At 62.7% G+C, this 18771-nt stretch carries 16 protein-coding genes, 1 tRNA gene and 1 pseudogene; 8 read left to right on the top strand and 10 right to left on the bottom strand.

Annotation, left to right across the window (positions count from 1 at the left end):
* The first annotated feature begins 766 nt into the window (after positions 1-766).
* Both ABFK29_RS03450 and ABFK29_RS03445 read left to right on the top strand, forming a co-directional pair.
* The gene (locus tag ABFK29_RS03450; RefSeq protein ID WP_005854670.1) at positions 767-1999 is read left to right on the top strand and encodes a cytosine deaminase; all 1233 of its coding nucleotides are present in this window, start codon (positions 767-769) and stop codon (positions 1997-1999) included.
* 102 nt (positions 2000-2101) lie between these two features.
* Positions 2102-2178, top strand: a tRNA-Arg gene (locus ABFK29_RS03445).
* A 240-nt stretch (positions 2179-2418) separates the two neighbouring features.
* On the opposite strand, the gene ABFK29_RS03440 is transcribed toward ABFK29_RS03445, so the two are convergent.
* The 7 genes from ABFK29_RS03440 to ABFK29_RS03410 are packed head-to-tail and all read right to left on the bottom strand — an operon-like array spanning position 2419 to position 9364.
* Positions 2419-3735, bottom strand: coding sequence for a TRAP transporter large permease (locus ABFK29_RS03440; protein ID WP_005854668.1), 1317 nt, complete (start codon positions 3733-3735; stop codon positions 2419-2421).
* Entirely contained in the window at positions 3732-4283 is a 552-nt protein-coding gene (locus ABFK29_RS03435) for a TRAP transporter small permease subunit (protein ID WP_005854667.1), read from the bottom strand. The genes ABFK29_RS03440 and ABFK29_RS03435 overlap by 4 nt, the downstream gene beginning before the upstream one ends.
* Positions 4284-4341: 58 nt before the next feature.
* Positions 4342-5358 (bottom strand): TRAP transporter substrate-binding protein, encoded by a 1017-nt coding sequence (locus ABFK29_RS03430; protein WP_005854665.1) that lies wholly within the window; start codon positions 5356-5358, stop codon positions 4342-4344.
* A 33-nt stretch (positions 5359-5391) separates the two neighbouring features.
* On the bottom strand, positions 5392-6435 hold the full coding sequence (locus ABFK29_RS03425; RefSeq protein WP_005854662.1) for an L-idonate 5-dehydrogenase: 1044 nt from the start codon (positions 6433-6435) through the stop codon (positions 5392-5394).
* Positions 6432-7400 (bottom strand): 2-hydroxyacid dehydrogenase, encoded by a 969-nt coding sequence (locus tag ABFK29_RS03420; RefSeq protein ID WP_005854660.1) that lies wholly within the window; start codon positions 7398-7400, stop codon positions 6432-6434. Before ABFK29_RS03420 ends, ABFK29_RS03425 begins: the two co-directional genes overlap by 4 nt.
* A gap of 3 nt (positions 7401-7403) precedes the next feature.
* Positions 7404-8171, bottom strand: coding sequence for an SDR family oxidoreductase (locus tag ABFK29_RS03415; RefSeq protein ID WP_005854658.1), 768 nt, complete (start codon positions 8169-8171; stop codon positions 7404-7406).
* Positions 8168-9364 (bottom strand): mandelate racemase/muconate lactonizing enzyme family protein, encoded by a 1197-nt coding sequence (locus ABFK29_RS03410; RefSeq protein ID WP_005854656.1) that lies wholly within the window; start codon positions 9362-9364, stop codon positions 8168-8170. Before ABFK29_RS03410 ends, ABFK29_RS03415 begins: the two co-directional genes overlap by 4 nt.
* Positions 9365-9573: 209 nt before the next feature.
* Here ABFK29_RS03410 and ABFK29_RS03405 point away from each other — a divergent pair, with 209 nt between their 5' ends.
* From ABFK29_RS03405 to ABFK29_RS03385, 5 genes and pseudogenes are all read left to right on the top strand, one after another.
* The gene (locus ABFK29_RS03405) at positions 9574-10284 is read left to right on the top strand and encodes a FadR/GntR family transcriptional regulator (RefSeq protein WP_347100055.1); all 711 of its coding nucleotides are present in this window, start codon (positions 9574-9576) and stop codon (positions 10282-10284) included.
* 525 nt (positions 10285-10809) lie between these two features.
* Positions 10810-12504 carry a thiamine pyrophosphate-requiring protein gene (locus ABFK29_RS03400; protein ID WP_232281491.1) on the top strand — a complete coding sequence of 565 codons (1695 nt, stop codon included), beginning with the start codon at positions 10810-10812 and terminating at the stop codon, positions 12502-12504.
* Positions 12505-12808: 304 nt separating this feature from the next.
* Positions 12809-13744 (top strand): annotated as a pseudogene (locus ABFK29_RS03395) (YifB family Mg chelatase-like AAA ATPase); the annotation flags it as partial.
* A gap of 51 nt (positions 13745-13795) precedes the next feature.
* The gene (locus ABFK29_RS03390; RefSeq protein WP_040604086.1) at positions 13796-14269 is read left to right on the top strand and encodes a hypothetical protein; all 474 of its coding nucleotides are present in this window, start codon (positions 13796-13798) and stop codon (positions 14267-14269) included.
* A 68-nt stretch (positions 14270-14337) separates the two neighbouring features.
* Positions 14338-14826, top strand: a complete 489-nt coding sequence (locus tag ABFK29_RS03385; RefSeq protein ID WP_157136373.1) for a hypothetical protein — start codon at positions 14338-14340, stop codon at positions 14824-14826.
* A gap of 258 nt (positions 14827-15084) precedes the next feature.
* Here the strand turns inward: ABFK29_RS03385 and ABFK29_RS03380 are convergent, their stop codons facing one another.
* Positions 15085-16044, bottom strand: coding sequence for an IS1595-like element ISSst2 family transposase (locus ABFK29_RS03380; RefSeq protein ID WP_005854645.1), 960 nt, complete (start codon positions 16042-16044; stop codon positions 15085-15087).
* 96 nt (positions 16045-16140) lie between these two features.
* Between ABFK29_RS03380 and ABFK29_RS03375 the strand changes: the two genes are divergently transcribed.
* Positions 16141-16428, top strand: a complete 288-nt coding sequence (locus tag ABFK29_RS03375; RefSeq protein WP_005854643.1) for a DUF6471 domain-containing protein — start codon at positions 16141-16143, stop codon at positions 16426-16428.
* A 582-nt stretch (positions 16429-17010) separates the two neighbouring features.
* Here ABFK29_RS03375 and ABFK29_RS03370 read toward each other — a convergent pair.
* Both ABFK29_RS03370 and ABFK29_RS03365 read right to left on the bottom strand, forming a co-directional pair.
* Positions 17011-17748 carry a sensor N-terminal transmembrane domain-containing protein gene (locus tag ABFK29_RS03370; protein ID WP_005854640.1) on the bottom strand — a complete coding sequence of 246 codons (738 nt, stop codon included), beginning with the start codon at positions 17746-17748 and terminating at the stop codon, positions 17011-17013.
* 3 nt (positions 17749-17751) lie between these two features.
* Positions 17752-18453 (bottom strand): response regulator transcription factor, encoded by a 702-nt coding sequence (locus tag ABFK29_RS03365; RefSeq protein WP_005854638.1) that lies wholly within the window; start codon positions 18451-18453, stop codon positions 17752-17754.
* Between the last annotated feature and the right edge of the window lie 318 nt (positions 18454-18771).

The raw sequence follows: 18771 nt of genomic DNA, 5'->3' as shown, positions 1-18771 counted from the left end.
CGCCGCGGATCTCCTCGAAATGGTGATCCGCCGCTCCCTGCCCCGCTCCAACCCGAGCAATCTCCAAGACGCCGGCTGTCCGTGTCGATACACGGCTTGTTCGCCTTTCTGAACGGCGGAAACCCGCGTCCCGCAAGCACCCCGAGCACCGCAACACCGCAACACCGCAACACCGACAAGACCAGCCACTCCCGGTCAGTTCACATATCCCATGTCCGCGCGGAATCCGCCCGGGATGTGACCGAAAGGCGCCGCTCCAGTGTAAATAGAGACGAACAGCCACCCGATGCGCCCCATAAAGCTCCAAGGCCTTCATCTTGGCCCAAATACCTCGGGGGGCCCGAAGGGCGGGGGCAGCGCCCCCTCTGCGGCCGGCCATCGGAGCCCGCCCATTTGTCGATGATCCCCAATCCCGCAATGATCCACGCCCGCCACTGGTCACCTGACATGCGCTCCAACTCCCTGCCCCGATCCCATCTTTCTGATCCCCGACGACCGGCTTCAGACCGCCGTCGTTTTCCGCAACAGGGGCAGGTGCTCTGCCGCTCGAATTGACACGCCCCGAGACACGCCGTCCACCTTTCTGAAGAATTCGCGGGTGCTGGCATCGTATGCTATTGCCAAGGCACGGCTGGTCTGGAGCCGAAAGCCCAAGTTGCCGGGAAGCCTCTCTTCGGATCCGGCCAACGCAAATGGGTGAGCGTGCATTCGGACCCGGCCCAAAAGATCACGGGACCCCAAACGATCACGGGACAAGGAGACGGCGATGGACATTCTCGTCAGGGGCGGCACCCTTCCGGACGGCACACAGGCCGACATTGCGATCACCGGCGACCGCATCACCGCCATCGAACCGGGCATCGACGCCGAGGCGGGCGAGGTCATCGATGCCACGGGCAAGCTGGTCTCCGCCCCATTCTGCGACGTGCATTTCCACATGGACGCAACAATGTCCTACGGTCGGCCGCGGGTGAACGCGTCCGGCACATTGCTCGAAGGCATCGGCCTCTGGGGCGACCTGACGCGCCTCCAGTCGAAGGAGGACATCGTCGCCCGCGCCCTGAGCTATTGCCGTGAGGCCGTCGGAAAAGGCGTACTCGCCATCCGATCCCACGTCGACGTCACCGACGAGACGTTTAATACTGTCGAGGCGCTGCTGGAGGTCCGCGAGACGGTGAAGGACGTGCTCGACCTGCAACTGGTCGCCTTCCCTCAGGACGGCTGGTATCGGACGCCCGGCGCCGAGGATCAGGTCGTCCGGGCGCTGGACGCGGGCGTCGATGTGGTGGGCGGCATCCCGCATTTCGAACGCACCATGACCGATGGCGCGGCCTCCGTCACAGCCGCCTGCACGCTCGCCGCCAAGCGCGGCCTGCGTGTCGACCTGCATTGCGACGAATCCGACGACCCCCTCTCCCGCCATATCGAGACGCTGGCAGCGGAAACCATACGTCTCGGCCTGCAGGGCCGCACGGCAGGCAGCCACCTGACCTCCATGCACTCCATGGACAACTACTACGTTGCCAAGCTCATACCACTGATCGCGGAGGCGCAGGTTGCAGCGATTCCTAATCCTCTGATCAACATCACCCTTCAGGGCCGCATGGACACTTACCCCAAGCGGCGCGGCCTGACCCGCGTGCCAGAACTGCGCGCCGCCGGCGTCACCGTGGCCTTCGGGCAGGACTGCGTGAAGGACCCGTGGTATCCGCTGGGATCGGGCGACATGCTCGACGTCGCCCATATGGGGCTGCACGTGGCGCATATGACCGCGCCCGACCAGATGCGCGCGGCCTACACCATGGTCACCGACACACCGGCGGAAATCATGGGGCTGGATTTCGGCCTTCAGGCCGGCAAGCGCGCGTCGCTCGTGGTGCTCGACGCGACCGATCCAATCGAAGCCCTGCGGCTGCGCCCCGCCCGGCTGGCCGTTATCTCGAACGGCCAGGTCGTCGCCCGAACAGAACCCGCCCGCACGACACTACACGCCTTCTGACCTGCCCCGATGGCCGGAATATGTACAACGTCCGCTGTCGCCAACCTCGATGCCGATTTCGCTTTGAGTTTACCTGCACAATCGGATTAAAGACGTCGCAGCGGTCCCTTAGCTCAACTGGATAGAGCAGCTGACTTCTAATCAGCAGGTTGAGGGTTCGAGTCCTTCAGGGATCGCCATTGTATTTCAGTCAACGATGCCATGGCGCATGCAGGCGCGCGGAACGTCCGCTGTTCGTGCACACATGTATCGCGGCATTAATTGCGACATCACGGTCTTTCCCGACGTCTTCCGGCATTTTCGAGTTTACGTCGCACTGCCGCTGTCAGTGAAAACTCTCCGATGCCGCCTCGACCACCAATGACGAAACCGCGGGCCCTCGGCATGAACGAAGGCCCGCAGGACGACAGATCACCCTGTCAGCGTCCGGTGATCCCCGGGAAGGCGATCAACAGGCCGACCGCCAGGACTTGCAGCGCGATGAAGGGCAGCAGGGACCGGAAGATCTCGCCCAGCGAAATATCCGGCGGGGCCACCGACTTCAGGTAGAAGGCCGCCGGGCCGAAGGGGGGCGACAGGAAGCTCACCTGCATGTTCATTGCAAACAGCACGCCGAACCACACCGGGTCGAGGCCGAGCGTCTTGATGATCGGCACGAAGATCGGCATCGTCAGAAGCGCGATCCCGACCCAGTCGAGGAAGGCGCCAAGGACAAAGAGGATCGCCATCATCACCAGCACGATGACGGTGGGATTATCGGAAATCCCCGTCATCAGCTCGGAAATGAAGCGGATGCCGCCCATCAGGTTGTAGACCCCGACCAGCGCCGTCGCACCGATCCCGATCCAGACGATCATGCCCACGGTCGCCAGCGTCTGCATCGCACTGTCACGCAGCATTTTCAGCGAGAACTCGCCCCGTAGCACGGTCGACAGCAGCACGCCCCCCACACCAACTGCAGAGGCCTCCGTCACGGACGCAATCCCGGCGTAGATCGAGCCCAGCACGAAGAACACGACCAGCAGCGGCAGGATCAGGCCCTTGAGCAGCTTGATCTTTTCTGCGCCGGGCATGGGCACCGGATCGGGCGGCGGGGCAATGTTGGGTCTGCTGTAGGACAGCACGAGAATATAGACCACGTAGAACATCGCCAGCATGAAACCGGGGATGAAGGCGGCGGTGAACAGGTCTCCGATCGAGACGTTGGCAGTCAGCCCGTAGATGATCAGCACGATCGACGGTGGCACCATCGTACCCAGCGACCCGCCAGCGCAGACCACGCCGATGGCGAGCTTGCGGTCGTAGCCCTGGCGCAGCATCTGCGGGAGGGCGATCATACCCAACAGGACGATTTCGCCGCCGATGATCCCGGACATCGCGGCCAGAACCACCGCGACAAAGATCGTCTGCACCGCAACGCCGCCGCGCAACCGGCCGCCGATCAGCTTCATCGCATCGAAGAGATCGCGCGCGATGCCGGATCGGTCCAGCAGCGCGGCCATCAGCACGAACATCGGCACCGAGACAAAGACGAAGCTTTCGACAAAGGTGTAGATGCGCGAGGTTATGATCGGCACCGCCATGGTGCCATAGCCCAGCACCGCAAAGACCAGCGCCACCAGCAGTGTGACAAAGGCCAGCGGCATCCCGGTCAGCAACAACGCAACCATCAGGCCGAACATCCACAGAGTCAGCGGTCCGATGCCGATTGCGGCGAAATCCAGAACGGCACTCATACGTCGGTCTCCGAAGCGCGATCCGCAGGCGCGCGCAGGTAGTTGAAAGCGAGAATCAGGAACTGGAGGGCCATGGCGATGAGCATGAGCAGCAGGAACCCCTTGACCAATGCCGGTGTCGGCGGGTTCCAGGCAGAGCCGGAGGTTTCCATGCGAAAGTCGCCGGTCGGCGTCCAGAAGGCCTTGGACACCATGATCCAGCTGGCAAAGGCGAAGAAGCCCGAGGCGATCAGCGACAGGATCGAGATGGCGACGTTCAGCCAGCGCCGGGCGCGCGGCCCGATGGCGTCGTAGATCAGAACGACGCGAATGTGGCTGTTGCGTGCCACGCAGAACAGGCCGCCGTAAAGGAACGCGAGCCCGCAGAGGAAGGTCGTTGTCTCATGTGCCCAAAGCGTCGGGCTGTTGAAGACGTAGCGCAGGAAGACCTCGAGCAGAAGGATGCCCGCGGCCAGCACGATACCCGCCGCGAAGACGTAACCGCCCTTGTCGATGATGCGTCCCAGGCGGCCCGCCTCGGGCGCCACACGCTTGGCCAATTCGCTCATGTCTCTCCTCCGCGCTTCAAGGTGCCGGGGCGGGCAGCGATGCCCGCCCCGGTCCGGTTCACTTGATCAGGCCTTTGGACTCCAGGTAGGCGTTCAGGCTGTCATAGACCTTCTGGGCCATCTCGGACTGGCTTGCGACCTTCTCCCATTCGCCGCGCGCGATGCCGCGGAACTTGGCGCGCTCTTCGGCGGGCCAGTCGTGGATGGTCACGTCACCCTTGGCTTTGGCCTCTTCGATGGCGGCAAGGTCGCGCTCTTTCAGGGCGTTGATCTGGGTCTGCTGGAATTCCTTGACCGACGCTTTGAACATATCCTGCACGTCTTCGGGCAGCGCGTCCCACTTGGCCTTGTTCATCGAAACTTCGATCAGCGGCAGCGAGTGGAACCCGGGATAGACCGGGTGCGTGGCGACTTCGTTCATGCCGACCTCCTGGTTGACCGAAAAGACCGAGTAATCCGCCGCATCGATCACGCCCTTGTCGAGCGAGGTGTAGACCTCGGATGCCGGCAGGTTCACCGGGGCGGCCCCCGCGGCACGGAAGACGTTGGCGATCAGTCCTTCGGGGTTGCGGACCTTCAGCCCTTCAAGGTCTGCCACGCCATCCAGCGGAACCTTCGAGACGAACGCTTCGAGACCGGGGGTCGATACGCCGATGAATTCCAGCCCGTAGGGGTTCAGCAATTCGTTCATCAGCTCGGCGCCGCCGCCATTCTCGACAAAGTCGATCATCTCGGACGGATCGGACCATGCGCCGACCGGGTTGGCGATCAGGCCGAAGGCCGGGTCCTTGCCCGCGAAGTAAGAGGTGTCGGTGATGTGGCCGTCGATGATGCCCGCGCCGACCGCGTCCTGGGTTTCCTTGTAATCGACGATGGAGCCGACGGGCAGCAGCTCAACCACGACATTGCCGTCGCTCATCTCCTTGAGCGTTTCGGTCCAGCCCTGCTGGAATTCGAAGTTGGGGTTGCCCGCCGGGTCGGAGGACTGGAAGCGGAAGCTGTAGTCCTGGGCGTTGGCGGCCATGGCCGTGAGGCCGAGGGCCAGCGCACTTGTGAGCAGGGTCTTGTAGGTCATCGGGGTCTCCTCCCTCTGGGTGAAACCGGCGTGTCAGGCGCCGGAGAAACGGATTTGCACCTTCATGGCGCGGGACTTGTCGGCGGCAAGATCGAAAGCCGCCACAGCGTCGTCAGTGTCGTGCACGCCGGTCAACAACGGGGCCAGGTCGATGCGCCCCTCGGAAATGACCCTGGCGGCGGTGGCGAATTCCTCGTGAAAACGGAAGGCGCCGCGCAGGGTCAGCTCTTTGGCGACCGTCAGTTGCAGCGGCAAGGGGGCCTCGCCCCCCATACCGACCAGCACCACCGTGCCCCCTGCCCGCGTTGCGGTCAGCAGCCCGCCAAGCGCCTGTGGCGCGCCGGAACACTCAAAACTGACGTCGATCTGGCCTTTGTCGCGCTGGAAGGGGGCCAACCCCTCCGGCGTGGCGGCCAGGTTGATCGTCTCATGTGCGCCCATCGCGCGGGCGACACCAAGGGGCGTGTCTGAGATGTCGGTCGCGACGATCCGTGTTGCTCCGGCCAGACGGGCGGCGGCGATAGTCAGGCAACCGATGGGGCCTGAGCCCGCCACCAACACCGTTTTCCCAAGCAGCGATCCGGCCTGCCGCACGGCGTGCAGACAGACCGCCAGCGGTTCGGTCATCGCGGCGAAGGCCAGGTCGGCCTCCGGTGCGAAACGCTCTACCAGCGTCGCGGGCAGGGTCAGCGTCTCGCGGAACAGGCCCTGTTCATGCGGCATCCGCATGGCCGAGCCGTTGAAGCGCATGTCCAGGCACTGGTTCGGCTGTCCGCGCAGGCAGTATTCGCAGCGCGCGCAGGGACGCGAAGGGTTCACGGCCACCTTGTCGCCGACCGCCAGACCTTCGACGCCGTCGCCCACGTCGGACACGACGCCCGAGACTTCATGCCCCAGCGCCATCGGTTCGCGGACGCGGATCGCGCCAAAGCCACCGTGCAGATAGTAATGCAGATCGGACCCACAGATCCCGCCGTTGGCCACGTGCACCTGCACCTCGCCAGGGCCGGGCTGCGCGGCGGGGGCCATGTCTTCGATGCGCAGATCGCGCGCACCGTGGATGACAACTGCCTTCATGAGTGGGCCTCCTTGATGACGTTGATCAGAGCGTCGCCGCGCGCCAGCCGGTTGACGTTCTCTGCCACGGTGGCCGTGCGACGGGCGATGGTGCCGCTGGTCCAGGCCGACATGTGCGGGGTGAGGGTGACGTTGGGCAGTTCGTGAAACGCATGCTTCGACGGCAGCGGGTTCGGCGCGTCCTTCGAGGGATAGACGTACCAGGTGTCGAGGATCGCATTCAGACGACCGTCCTTCAGCGCGGCAAAAAGCGCGTCCTCGTCGATCACCGGACCGCGCCCGACGTTCATGATGACGGCACCGTCGTGCATGGCCGCAAGCACCTCGGCGCCGATCAGACCTTCGGTGCTGTCCGACAGCGGCAGCGTGTTCAGCAGCACGTCCACCTGCCCCGCCATCCCGGCCAGCGCCTGCAGCCCATGCGCCGTGACGCGTGCATCATCGACCGGCGAGCGGTTGGCCACGTGCACCTTCATGCCGAAGGCCAGCGCACGGTCCTTGACGGCCTTGCCGATATGGCCATGCCCCACGATCCCGATGCTCTGCTGGCCCAGCTCGGTCCGAAGCCCCTCCGTACCTCCCGCCCAGTAATGCCAGTCGCCCTGCCGCAGCCGAGCGTCCGCATCCGCCAGCGGCACATGCCGCGACAAGAGCGCCGACATGACGTATTCCGCGATGGCGTTTTCGTGGCCGAAGGCGTTGCACACGGCACAGCCCGCGGGCAATGCCGCCATGTCGACCAGGTCGTACCCGGCGGCGGGCAGCTGGAACAGACGTGCGCTCTGCACGCCCGCCCCCTTGAGATGCACGCCCACGACCACGTCGGCCCCGGCGAGCGCCTCGGCCTCGCCCGGGGCGTCTGCGCCGTCCGAAATCACCGCGATCTCGTGAGGTATCTCCAGTTGCTCGGACAGACCCGGCTCGAAGGCGGCGGCATTGATGCCGTAAAACACGATCTTCATCATGGGCTACAGAACCGAGATCATGCCGCCATCGGCATAGATGATTTGTCCCGAGACATAATTCGACGCGTCCGAAGCGAGGTAGATGCAGGTGCCCGCCAGTTCCTCCGGCAGACCCCAGCGACGCATCGGCGTACGGCCCTTGACCCAGGCGTCGAACTCGGGGTTCGACAGCAGCGCCTCGTTCATGTCGGTGACCATGTAGCCCGGGCCGATGGCGTTGGCCTGAATGCCTGCCTCGCCCCATTCGGCGGCCATCGCCTTGGTCAACATCTTGATGCCGCCTTTGGCGACCGTGTAGGGCGCGACGGTGGCGCGGGCCAGCTCGGACGTCAGCGAGCCGATGTTGATCACCTTTCCCCGGCCCCGCTTGGCCATGCGCTTCGCGGCTTCGCGGCCGACGACAAAGGCCGCAGTCAGGTTGATGTCGATGACCCGGCGCCAGTCTGCGGTGTCCAGCTCCAGCATCGGTTTGCGGAACTGGATGCCCGCGTTGTTCACGAGGATGTCGACGTCGACGACCTCGGCATCCAGCGCCTCGAAGGCGGCGACAATCGCCGCCTCATCCGCCACGTCGAAGGCCGAGGTCAGCACGTCAAAGCCCTGATCGCGCATCTCCTGCGCGGCGGTTTCCAGCCGGTCGGCATTTACGCCATTCAGGACGATGCGCGCCCCAGCCTGCGCGAGGCCTTCGGCAAAGGCGCGGCCGAGGCCCCGGGAGGAGCCGGTGATGAGGGCGGTCTTGCCGGTCAGATCGAACAGGGGATGGCTCATGAAACCTCCGAAATGCGTGTTGTCAGGTCGCCGCGCGCGAAGAATTCGGGGCGCAGCTCGGTGCCGAGGCCCGGGCCTTCCATCGGGTAGACATAGCCTCCTTCGATGCGCGGCACCTCGGTCACCAGCTCGCGATACCAGCCGTTGTAGAAGGCGCGCACCGATTCCTGGATCAGCGTGTTGGGCTGGCTGAAGGACATGTGGATCGCGGCGGCAAAGCCGACAGGGCCGATGCAGTCATGCGGCGCGAAGGGGCGGTGGTAGGTGTCGGCCATGGCAGCGATCTTGCGCCCCTCGGTCAGCCCGCCGGTCCAGCAAAGATCGGCCATGACCACATGCGCGGCGTCCCGGTCCATGAACTCCTTGTAGGCAAAGCGCGATCCCAGCGTTTCGGAGGCGCAGGTCCAGACGTTCGTCGACGCCGCGAACTCCGCCAGTGCCTGCGCGTTGTTCATGCGGATCGGGTCCTCGTACCAGCGGGGGGCGTAGTCCTCCAGCACGCGGGCGATGTCCTTGGCCACGGGCAGGTTCCACAGGCAGTGCATCTCGACCATGATCTCCATCCGGTCGCCCACGGCCTTGCGGATCTGCTCGAAGGGTTTCACTGCCGATTTCATCTGTTCGGCGGTGATGAACATGCCCTTGTTCTCGATCGCGGGCGGATCGAAGGGCCAGATCTTCATCGCCGTGATGCCGCTTTCCAGCAGGTTCTCCGCCAGCGCGCCCGCGTCGGTCATGAAGGCGTCGAGATCCTCGTACTGGCCTTCATCGCGGTTCCACGTATCGACCGGCTTGATCTTGTTGGTCCGCACATAGCGCGTGCCCGCACAGGTGTTGTAGACGCGGATGCGGTCCCAGCTTTGGCCGCCCAGCATCACATGCACCGGCTGGCCCGCGACCTTGCCGAAGATGTCCCACAGCGCGATATCGACGGCAGAGGCCGCACGATATTCGACCCCGGTCGACGCCTGCGCGTTGGGCAGGCTGACCATCTCCTTGTGCAGCGCCTCGATGTTCAACGGGTTCTGGCCCAGCAGGCGCACGGCGAGCGTGTTGTGGATATGCGCCTCGCAGGCCTCGGCCCCGTAGAAGGTTTCGCCAAGGCCGGTGATCCCGGCGTCAGTTTCAACGTGAACCCAAAGCACGTTGGCGAATTCCTCCGCACGATAGGTGCGGATGGCGGTGATCTTCACGTCAGATGTCCTCCCTAAGCGTCCGGTGAGGCCGGTTTAGGCCAACGGCGTTCGTTGCGGCGGACCCTATCTGCCACGATCCATCGCCGCCATATTTTGTGACAATTTCCAATGGATTGTCAGACAAAATTCATGCATTCTGGCAGAATATCCTGTGATGGGACCCCTCGATGACGGGAACCAAGCGAAACTGAGCTGAGAGGCCTCTTTTGACGAAGCCAATATCCAGTGAGCCGGGGTTGGCCGAAATGGCCATGACGGGCATCCGCGACCTCATTCGCACGCAAGCGTTGCGGCCAGGCGATACGCTGCCGTCGGAGGCCGCCTTGGCCGAGCATCTGGGCGTATCCCGCCCTGTCACCCGAGAGGCCCTACGCGGCCTCGCGACGCTGCGGATTCTCGATATCGGCGGGTCTCGAAAGGCCCGCGTGGCCCTGCCCGATGCCTCTGCCCTGAGCCTCGTGCTGGATCATGCGACCTACAGTCGGGGGATCAGCATCCAGCAGGTACTGGATGTGCGCCGGACGCTGGAAATGCGCACCGTCGGACTGGCTGCGATGCGCCGCAGCGACGCCGAAGCCACGGAACTCCTGGACATCACCACCCGCATGTTTGCCGCCCTCGAAGGGGGACACACGGAGCTGATGGAACTGGACATTCGCTTTCATTCCCTGATCGCGAAGGCCTCGGGCAATCACCTCTATGCTATGCTGGTCGACAGCTTCTGGATCATCACGCGGCAGACCTGGGCCATCGGCTGGCGCTCGCGGGCAACGCACCAGAACCGCCGGGAGAACATCAAATGCCACGAACGCATTGCGACGGCGATCATGGCGCAGGATGCCAGTCGCGCCGAGACATCCATGTCGGAACATTTCGACAGCGCTGTCAGCGTGCTGTTGCGGGCTGGCGTGACCTGAGGAGCGCGGCACATACCCCGCCGATCCGCTCGGCAGCTTGCTGGGTCGCGCGTCGGCGGCCGGTCTCCGGGGAAACCACGACTGCCATGCGTCGGGGATGCCTGAATTTGGCAACGGCCCGCTCCCTAGGTGTTTGATCCCATGGTTCGATGGTGTGATCCTTTCGCAGGACTGAAAGGATGCACTTTGGGACAAGTTCGTCACGGCAGCGCCACGTACTTTTACCCGGCAGGCGATTTTCATGGCAAATCTGCCGAGAGGGCACGCACGCCGTTCAATTGTGCCGGTCTTTCTAAACCCCGTTCAAATGACCCTTGCGCCAGCTCTCGCGGATCGGCCGCGCGGCAGGACGGTTTCGCCTGCAACTAAGGCGAGAACATTCGGGACATCCGCCCCTTGCCAGTGCCAGTTTTCGACGCGCGCGGGGCGCTTGACAAGCCGAACAGGGCTTTCGATCACTACAGCGATTTTCACCTCACTATGTGAGAAATTGAGCGCGAGGCCGAGATGACCGAAGACAACAGAATGACCGCCGGGGCAGCGCTGCTGTCGCGGTTCAGCGCTTTGGGTGTCGACTACGTCTTTGCCAATTCCGGCACTGATTTTCCCCCAGTCATCGAAGGCTTGTCCGAGGCAGAGGCGGAGGGCATGACGCTGCCCCGCACTGTCACCGTGGCCTTCGAGAGCGCGGCAATCGGCATGGCACACGGCTACACTCTGGCCACCGGCCGCCCGCAGGCGGTCATGGTGCACACCAACGTCGGCCTTGCGAACGTGGCGATGGGCGCGATCAACGCGGCCTGCGACAACATCCCGATGCTGCTGTTTTCCGGCCGCACGCCGACGCTGGAACGGGGACGGCTGGGCGCGCGGACGGTGCCCATCGGCTGGGGGCAGGAGATGCTCGACCAGGCCGGTCTGGTGCGCGAGGCGACGAAGTGGGACTACGAGCTGCGCTTCCCCGAACAGGTCTTCGATGTGACCGACCGCGCCCATGGCATCGCCTCATCGACGCCCAAGGGCCCGGTCTACGTCAGCCTCCCCCGCGAGGTGCTGTGCGAGACGGTGCCTGCCGAGGGCGCCCTGCGCCGCCCGCAGATGCGTCCCGCCACGATTGGTCCCGACCCGGCGGCGATGGACGAGATCGCCCGACTGATCGCCGGGGCCAATAACCCGGTGATCTTCGCCCAGCACGGTGCCGGCTCCCCCGAAGCCTTCGATGCGTTGGCACGGCTGACCGAAGCCTGGGGCATTCCGGTCTGCCAATACTGGGCCGTCGAACTGGCGCTGGCCACGACGCACCCGATGGCCACCGGCCCGGACCCCCGCCCCTGGCTGGAAAGGGCCGACGTGATCCTCTGCCTTGACGTGCTGGCGCCCTGGTCGCCTGCGCTGGCCGGACCGCTGGAGGACGCAACCGTCATCCAGATCGGCCCCCGCCCGCTGCAAGACCGCTCGGGCGTGCGGAATTTCCGCTGCGACATCGCCGTGACGTCCGAGATCTCGCCCGCCATCCTCGCGCTGGAAAGCGCCCTCTCAGACCTCAGGGACGCCGACGGCCATAAAGCCGCGGACCGCGCCAAGGCCATCGCGCAGATCAACGAAACGGACAGAACCGCCCGCTTCGACGCCGCACGTGCAGATGAGGGGGCGGCTGCGCTGACCAAACGCTGGGTCAGCCACGAACTCGCGCTGCATATACAGAACCGCGATGCCGCCATATTCTCGGAGCTCGGCTGCCAGTTGCCGTCGATGAAGCTGGAAACACACCAAAGCTGGTTCGACGGGCCCCATTCCGGCGGGCTGGGCTGGGGCTTTCCTGCCGCGATGGGCTTTGCCCTCGCACGGCCCGAACGGACGGTGGTGGCGACGATGGGCGACGGGTCGTACATGTTCGCCAACCCGGTCGCCTGCCACCAGATCGCCGAGGGCCTTGGCATCTCGATGCTGGTCCTTGTGCTGAACAACGCCGAATGGGGCGCGGTCCGACAGTCGGTGCTGGACATCTACCCTGACGGTCACGCCGCGCGCGCCAACGCCGTGCCCCTGACCGACCTCTCGCCCAGCCCGGATTTCGTCAAGGTCGCCGAGGCCTCGCGCGCATTTGCACGCCATGCGAAAACCGTGGCAGAGTTCCGCGCCTCGCTGTCACTGGCGCTCGACCATGTCGCTGCACGCAAGGGCCTCGCCCTCATCGAGGTCGCGGTCTCGAAGTCCTGAGACGTGCGCGCGCCCGGATTGGCAGACAGGGCAAGGCGTCGATCCTGCGCAAAGTAGAGCGACAGTTGCGTTGATTGGCGACTATCCGACAGGTCCGTCGGTGCGCATGGATTCGATTGCGCTGGCGGTCGCCTTGGCCGCCCGCAAAGATCGGAAACCTGTTAGTATCCAAGGGGCTGTTTCAAGACCGCCTAAGCCATGGACGCACCAGTTTCACCGCCGGATGGTTCGAACACAGACGTCGTTAACGCCTTTCTAACCAGTCCCGAGACAATCTGCCGGATCGGTACAGCGCGAGGGAGTCATGGTTGCCGTAGCATACACGGTCGCCTTCGAAGGAGTCGAGGCGCGCCCGGTCCAGGTTCAGTGCGCCGTAACCCCGGGTGTCCCGGCGTTCTCCATCGTGGGCCTGCCGGACAAGGCCGTCTCCGAAGCGCGCGACCGCGTGCGCACAGCACTGACGTCGCTGTCCATCGCGCTCCCGTCGAAACGGATCACGATCAACCTGTCACCCGCCGACATGCCAAAGGAAGGGTCGCACTTCGACCTGCCCATCGCGCTGGGGCTGCTGGCTGCGCTGGAGATCGTGCCGAAGGATGCCGTGGCGCAGACTGTGGCGCTTGGCGAATTGTCCCTGGACGGCGGACTCGTGCCCGTTTTGGGCGCCCTGCCCGCCGCCATGGCCGCCGCCGAGGAAGACCGCATCCTGCTCTGCCCGCGCGCATCCGGCGCCGAAGCGGCCTGGGTGGAGGCCTGCAATGTCCTCGGTGCCTCCAACCTTCTGGAAATCATCAGGCATTTTTCCGGGCAGGAGATCCTTGAACCGGCTCGACCGGGGGAAGTCCGCGCCGATCCTTCCGCGCGCGACCTTCGCGACGTGAAGGGGCAGGAGCGGGCCAAACGCGCACTCGAAATCGCCGCCGCCGGGCGCCACCATCTCATGATGATCGGGCCGCCGGGGTCGGGCAAATCTATGCTGGCCGCGCGCCTGCCTTCCCTCCTGCCGCCGCTGACTGCGGTCGCGGCGCTTGAAACATCCATGATCCACTCCATCGCGGGGCTCTTGACCGATGGCGGCATCTACCGCACCCGGCCGTTCCGCGAACCGCATCACACGGCCTCCATGGCGGCGCTGATCGGCGGCGGGCGCGGCGCGAAACCGGGCGAAATCAGTCTCGCCCACAATGGCGTCCTCTTCATGGACGAGTTCCCGGAGTTCCCCGGCATTATGGAGCAAACTCACCAAATATGGTTAGTTGAATAACCTGAAATGGTTAGCTATGCTGGGGTCATGAAAAACGAACCTCAGTATGAACGCCCGAACACAGTTGCGGGCTTGGTCGCAAAGCACGCTGAGTTATCCGCGCTGCGCGACCGTTACCGCGAACAGATCAAGAAGCTAACGGTGGACATAGACCACCTGGACGCGGCTATCCGTCTCTTCGATCCACAGGCCGACACGTACGCCATAAAGCAATATGTTACCAAGCACCGGGCCAAGAAGGGCAGCGTCAAGGCGTTCGTGTTGAACATGCTGCGCGAGGCGGATGGTCCCCTCACGTCCCGCCAGATCACCGAGGCATGGTGTGAGGATCGCGGGCTTACTGCTGACGATGCTACCATGGCAACGCTACGCAAGCGGATCGGGGCGTGCATCAAGGAATGCGCACGTCAGGGCTTGATAGAGGAATGCGGCGTTACGACAGACCACGGGCCGTGGGGGCCGTACAAGCTGTGGAGATTGATGGGCGTTGGCACATCATGATGTTGACGTGAGATTGACCGATGACGTGCCGCACTGTATACATGTCGGAAAATCGAATCGGGGCTGTCATGTCGAGCATTACCCTCACAAACAAGACCGTTGAAACGTGGAGGGCGGAAGCTGCCTCGCTGCGCGCTCAAATCGCGCACATTGAGCGCAAGATCGCTGCGGCGGAAGTGCTCCTGACTGATGTTGATGACGCGGCCCACCATGTTGAAAAAACAAGGAGCTCGGACGCCGGGTCCGATATGTCCTTGGTGGATGCAATCCTTCGGGTTCTTCAAGATATGGGTGGTGGGCCACTTTCCAACGACGAAATCAAGGATTTGCTGCCAACCGTCGGTTTTGACATCAATTCCATGCATCGCAACTACTACTACACGGCAACTAAACGCCTCTCTGACCGGGGATCTGTCAGAAAGAATGAGGATGGGACATACTCCCTTCCCAAAGAGAATGAGCCGCCCAAGGGCGGCTCAGAAGCCGAGGAGATTGCAGCCTCCTCAGAAGCGCACGAACAGGGCAAAGACGGGGACCTGCTCGGCTATCATTCCTGACCCCTCAGGCCAGACCCGGCACTGGAAGTTGCCGGGAGTATCATAGGGGGAACCCATGAGGATAACCCCTTCCAGCCGGTGTGCGATGCCGTAGCATGGCTATCCGGGTGCAGCCCCGTTGGGGGACATTCTACCAACCTGATCCCCTCCACAGGGGTTTCAGAGCAGGCATCGGCGCGGTTTCCACTCCTCGCCGATGTCTGTGCTTTTATCTGGCTTGGTTGGTTTGGTCAAGATTCTTGTCCAGAATCCATCCTATTAGGCGCGTCGCTGCCAGTATCCACACATCCGCTCGGACTTCCCGCCAAGCGCTGCGGCACCCGCCGCCATGACAAACTGATATCCATTGGCAACGCGGTTGTTGTCCTCACGCCAAGCCATTTCAGCAGCGTACGCACCGAGGTATGCGCCAGCAATATGGTGATGCGTGCCGATCTCAGCGCGGCGAAGGCGGCTAAAGAAGCTCTCGGCTTGGTTAGTGCAGGCGCCGTCCTTGGAGTATGCCTCTTTGTGGTTGATGCGCTTTATCGGGAACGCAGCTGCCAGACGGTCCCAATGGGACGCCTCATCAGCATGAACCGTTGCGCCGCGCTCGACGGTCCGTGCAACCAATTGCACGCCCTCTGCTTCGGTCTTGCCAACGCTGGTAACAGTGCGACCGCCACGCTCACGGACAACGACAACAACTTGGCGCTTGCCGGTTTGGTTCTCCAACTTGCGACGGTCTTTGCGGTCTTTGCGCTCGTTGGCGGGCTTCACGTACCCACCGAAGTAGGCGCCATCAACCTCAACGTCACCTTTCAGGGCGCCAGCTTCGCGAGCGTTCTCTATGGCTTCACGAACCTTGTGCAGCAGGACAAACGCAGTCTTGTAGTCAACGGCCAGATCGCGGGACAGTTGAAGGGCGCTGTAGCCCTTAGCGCCGTTTATGAAGACGGCGATGGCGGCGAGAATGTCGCGGATCGCCAGCTTGCGGCTGTGAAACGTTGTGCCGCTGGTGGCGCTGAACTGCTTGCCGCAGCCTTTGCACTTCCACACAGGGCGGGTCTTGAGGTCGTAATGCTCGACGCAACCACATTCCGGGCAGATCGGCTCACCATCAGTTTCCGGCCAGCGCAGGCCTTGGAATGCCTTGCGTGCCTCTTCTTCCGACATGCGCATGATCTTGACCAGCGAGAGGGTCTTGGCTTTCGGAGAGAGGAGGAAGTGCTGGGGCATCTGGGAATCACCTTATATGGTGACTACGTTATCGCATTGGACAACCGGGCCGTCAACAGTTATTATCACCATATCCGGTGATTATTGAGGCTAGATATGAACGCAATCGGAAAGGTCGAGCGGCGGGCGCCGCCGAAGCCCACCGCTAGGAAGGGCAGCCCTGTCAACGCAGAGTTTGAAGACCGGGCCAAGGAGTTCTTGCGCGATGCTATGCGCCAGCAAGGCGTAACCATAGAGCAGCTAACCGAAAGGTTGGCCGCGATAGGCGTTGAGATGAGCAAGGGCGGTGTTGCGAACAAGATAAGCCGAGGCGGGTTTAGCGCGGCGTTCTTGTTTCAGTGTACGGAAGCTTTAGATCTTGACGTAGAGACAAGCAGGCGATGAATTACGCGCCTTATGACTTTTACTCTTGAGCACGTTCAGCAGGTTAGGAACGGGCAGCCTAGGCAGGTAGGCGTGCTCCCAGATTCCGTTTGGCGCCAACTATCCTGGCCTTGCCCTTGGGTGTATTTGGGGCAATCTGGCTTGCGCCACATTGCCGAGAAGCACCCCGACGTAACCGACTTTGATTTGCTCTGGCTACCGCTCGCTATCGCGAGCGGTGTGGTGGTCCAAGTCGAGAAGAATCCAAGGCAGGTTCTTGTCGGATACTACGCGGACCATGGAAAAAACTATAGGTGTGCTTTGAAGTCAGCAAAAAACGGCACAGAAGTTTGGGTGGATTCGTTCTACCGGATTAAAGCAAAACAAGTCCGTCAACTGTCGCGACAAGGGCCAATCTTGCGTGCGCACTTGTAAGTGCGGACCGCGCCCGAAAGCGCAGCCCGCTACATCAACTGGCGGGCCTGCCAGAACCCGCATACTGCCTCAGTCCTAAGACCTCGCCACGGCAGGCAGAGTAATCACCGTGTCGCAGTTGATACCTAAAGGTGTACCCTTTCTCTTGCTGGAAATCAAAGCGCCGACTTAGGCAAGTATCTGAGTCCACTTATTGAATCTGTTCAAAGGCTTGTGTGAAAGTTGTGGACATGTTGGGAATGGATTTGAAATATTTCGTGAATCCAGTAGCTTAGTGTAGTGGAAAACTTTCTGATGGTGATGTAACCATATTTGGTGAGTTTGCTCCATAATGCCGGAGAAATAAGAGAAAAGCCCGGCAACCCCCTGCCAGGCACCGTTGAGGAAATCGGAGATGACCGTCGGCTTTTCCTCCTCCGCCCGGAGGGGGATCGCGGCGGGCATCTTGCCCTCCGTCTCGCCGACGAGGAAGGTCGCGCTGTCGAAGACCATGACCTGCGTGCCCTCCCGCAGGTCGACACCCTGCAGGATGGCCGCGACGTCGACGCCCTGCGCTGAACCCAGCGGCGCCGCACCCGGTTGCAGCTGGCTTTCGAAGACCTCGGCCAGCAGCTCCACTTCGGATTGGAGCGCGTTGATACGCTGGATGGCCAGCGTATCGCGGGACGAGTTCAACCAGAGCACCCCGGCAACCAGCACGTTCAACGCGATCAGGTTGAACGTGATGATCTTGCGGGTCAGAGGAGAGCGATTGAGCGTGAACAGTCCGCGCTGCGCACGCGTGGCACGCATTTCCTTTTCCACCGTGCTGTCCGGGGCGACCCAGTCGTCGCCCAGCACAACATCGGCGTCGCGACGGTTCTCATCGCCGTCCTTACCCATCGCGATCCGCTCGGCCAGCGCCATTCATCACTCTTCGTTGTAACGATAGCCGATGCCGTAGAGCGTTTCGATGGCGGAGAACTCCGGATCGACAGAGCGCATTTTCTTGCGCAGCCGCTTGATGTGGCTGTCGATTGTCCGGTCGTCCACGTACACCTGATCGTCGTAGGCCACGTCCATCAGCTGATCTCGCGACTTCACGAAACCGGGGCGCTGCGCCAGTGCCTGCAGCAGCAGGAACTCGGTCACGGTCAGAGACACGTCGAGCCCCTTCCACGTCACCGCGTGCCGCAGCGGGTCCATTGTCAGCGACCCGCGGGTCATCAGCTTGGTCTCTTCTGTCTCGCCGACCGCGTCGCCGGCCACCGCTTCCTGGCGACGCAGGAGCGCGCGGATCCGTTCAACGAGAAGGCGTTGCGAGAAAGGTTTCTTCACGTAGTCGTCCGCGCCCATGCGCAGGCCGAGAACCTCGTCGATCTCGTCATCCTTGGACGTCAGGAAGATGACCGGCATCTTGGATTTCTGGCGAACACGCTGAAGCAGGTCCATGCCATCCATGCGCGGCATTTTGATGTCGAACACGGCCATATCGGGCATCTTCTTGGTGAAGGCGTCCAGTGCGGCCTGTCCGTCATTGTAGGTCTCGACTTCGAATCCCTCTGCCTCCAGAGTCATCGATACCGATGTCAGGATGTTCCTGTCATCGTCCACGAGGGCGATTTTCGACATGGTATTGTCCTTGTACTGCTCTGTTTTTGTATTTTTTCCCTAAGTATCAGCGATTTTTCGCCCTGCGGCAATCCTTAACTGCGAATCGGACTCCGCGCCTCTCCCAAGGGGAACCGAATTTGACAAAGGAATGGCTAAAATGTCCCACTGCTTATGTATAGGTTTCTTACAAAGCAGGCAGGCATCCGCCCGCCAGACGACATGGTATCGCTAAACCTCGGGTGGTATCGCTAACTGCGCGAATGCGTCCTGTTCACCCGGAAAAACGACGTGCTAAAGGATCGATTACCGGCGCATGTCGTCGCGTAATTTTCTTTC

This window comes from Sagittula stellata E-37 (genome assembly GCF_039724765.1).
Classification (GTDB): domain Bacteria; phylum Pseudomonadota; class Alphaproteobacteria; order Rhodobacterales; family Rhodobacteraceae; genus Sagittula; species Sagittula stellata.
Note: the sequence above shows the minus strand (reverse complement) of the source record. Positions and strands in the feature narration are given on the sequence as shown.